The 2256-nt window shown below is 71.7% G+C and carries 4 protein-coding genes; 3 read left to right on the top strand and 1 reads right to left on the bottom strand.

All coding sequences use genetic code 11. The features are described from left to right. The 3 genes from VR45_RS00935 to VR45_RS00925 form a co-directional block, all read left to right on the top strand. The coding region (locus tag VR45_RS00935) for a transporter associated domain-containing protein (protein ID WP_045937748.1) at positions 1 to 381 on the top strand (381 nt) is incomplete at its 5' end. A gap of 30 nt (positions 382 to 411) precedes the next feature. Next, on the top strand, positions 412 to 1452 hold the full coding sequence (gene trpS, locus VR45_RS00930) for a tryptophan--tRNA ligase (RefSeq protein ID WP_045937750.1): 1041 nt from the start codon (positions 412 to 414) through the stop codon (positions 1450 to 1452). Then, a complete protein-coding gene (locus VR45_RS00925; protein ID WP_234325793.1) occupies positions 1449 to 2003 on the top strand; it encodes a 2'-5' RNA ligase family protein in 555 nt (184 codons plus the stop codon). Before trpS ends, VR45_RS00925 begins: the two co-directional genes overlap by 4 nt. On the opposite strand, the gene VR45_RS00920 is transcribed toward VR45_RS00925, so the two are convergent. Further along, positions 1988 to 2256: CDP-glycerol glycerophosphotransferase family protein (locus tag VR45_RS00920; RefSeq protein ID WP_045937747.1), on the bottom strand; the 269-nt coding region annotated here is incomplete at its 5' end. The genes VR45_RS00925 and VR45_RS00920 overlap by 16 nt on opposite strands.

Here is a 2256-nt window from a genome sequence, read left to right as displayed (position 1 = left end):
GGCGGCACCGCCGGCATCGTCACCCTGGAGGACCTGGTGGAGGAGGTGATCGGGGAGATCCGGGACGAGTACGACACCCCGGAGTCCTCCCCGACCCGGCGCCTGGCCGGCGGCGGCGTGGAGCTCGACGGGCTGCTCAACCTGGCGGACTTCGTCGAGGAGACCGGCGTCACCCTCCCCGAGGGCCCGTACGAGACGGTGGCCGGCTGCCTGGTCGCCGCGCTCGGCCGGCTGCCCGCCGACGGCGACCGGGTGCGGATCCCGGCCGGTCCCGGCGAGGAGGTGCTGCTGACGGTGGCCAAGCTGGAGGGCCGGCGGATCGCCCGGGTGAGGGTGAGTGCGGTCACACTGGCGGAACCGGCGGGGCAGGAGGTTTCCTGACCGGTCGGTGGAACTGGAACAATGGCCCGCATGGTCAACGCAGCGGTCACTGGTCCGGTCAAGGACCGTCCCCGGGTGCTCTCGGGCATCCAGCCCACCTCCGGTTCGTTCCACCTCGGTAACTACCTGGGCGCGGTGCGCCAGTGGGTCGATCTGCAGAAGGAGAACGACGCCTTCTACATGGTCGTCGACCTGCACGCGATCACCGTGCCGCAGGATCCGGCGACGCTGCGCCAGAACACCCGGATCTCCGCCGCGCAGCTGCTCGGCGCCGGTCTGGACCCGGAGCACTGCACCCTGTTCGTGCAGTCGCACGTGCCCGAGCACGCGCAGCTCGCCTGGGTGATGAACTGCCTCACCGGCTTCGGCGAGGCCTCCCGGATGACCCAGTTCAAGGACAAGTCCTCCCGGTACGGCGCCGACAGCACCACGGTCGGCCTGTTCACCTACCCGATCCTGCAGATCGCGGACATCCTGCTCTACCAGGCGGACGCCGTCCCGGTCGGCGAGGACCAGCGCCAGCACGTGGAGATCACCCGCGACCTCGCGGAGCGCTTCAACTCCCGCTACAGCCCGACCTTCACAGTCCCGAAGCCGTACATCCTCAAGGAGACGGCGAAGATCCAGGACCTCCAGGACCCGGCCGTCAAGATGAGCAAGTCCGCGTCCTCCGCCAAGGGCCTGGTCAGCCTGCTGGACGAGCCGAAGGCCAGCGCCAAGAAGTTCAGGAGCGCCGTCACCGACACCGGCACCGTCGTCAGCTACGACGAGCAGGAGAAGGCCGGCGTCTCCAACCTGCTGCGGATCCACTCGGCGCTCAGCGGGCAGTCGGTCGAGCAGCTGGTCGCGCACTTCGAGGGCAAGATGTACGGCGCCCTGAAGACCGAGCTGGCCGAGCTCTTCACCGAGTGGGTGCTGCCCTTCCAGGAGCGCACCAGGACCTTCCTGGACGACCCGGCCGAGCTGGACCGCGCCCTCGCGGTGGGTGCCGAGAAGGCCCGCGCGGTGGCGTCCGAGACGCTGGCCACGGTGTACGACCGGATCGGCTTCCTCCCGGCCTCCGCGCGGTGAATCCGCTGACGAGCCTGCCCGGTGGTCAGGAGCTCCCCGAGTTCCTGACCATCGGCGTGTCCGTCACTGTCCCGGATCCGCACGGCACGGCGATCCAGGACGCGCGGGCCGGGCACGGCGATCCGCTGGCCCGGTCGATACCCACGCACGTCACCCTGCTGCCGCCCACCGAGGTGCCGACCGAGGCGCTGCCGAAGATCGAGGAGCACCTGGCGGCAGTGGCCGCCGCGCACCGGCCGTTCCGGATGGTGCTGCGCGGCGGCGGCAGCTTCCGCCCGGTCTCCCCGGTGGTCTTCGTCCGGGTCGAGGAGGGCGAGCGGGAGTGCCGGCTGCTGGAGGCGGACGTCCGCTCCGGCCCGCTGGCCAGGGAGCTGGCCTTCCCGTACCACCCGCACGTGACGGTGGCGCACGGCCTCGAGGAGGACGTGCTCGACCGGGCCCAGGAGCAGGCCCGGTCCTTCCACGCGGCGTTCCCGGTCCCCGGGTTCAGCCTCTCCCGCTTCGACCTCGACGAGGTCTGGCGGCCCTGGCGGTCCTACGCCTTCTCCTGACCCCCGGGGCGTCCGCCGAGCTCCAGCATCCGGTCGACCACCCGGCGGGCCGCGGCGCCGTCGTCCAGCACGCAGTGGGTGTCCCGGAAGCGCCGGTAGCGCTCGGCGTACCCGGCCGGCAGCCCGCCACCGTCGTCCGCGAGTGCGCGCAGTGCCGTGACCAGGCCGGCCGAGTCGTCGAGCAGCGGTCCCGGGGCCTGGGCCTCGAAGTCGAAGGCGAAGCCGCGCAGGCCGTCCCGGTAGTGCGCCAGGT

Origin of the sequence: Streptomyces sp. NRRL S-495, assembly GCF_000966955.1 — a bacterium.
Lineage (GTDB): Bacteria > Actinomycetota > Actinomycetes > Streptomycetales > Streptomycetaceae > Kitasatospora > Kitasatospora purpeofusca.
This window is presented reverse-complemented; position numbering and strand designations above follow the sequence as displayed.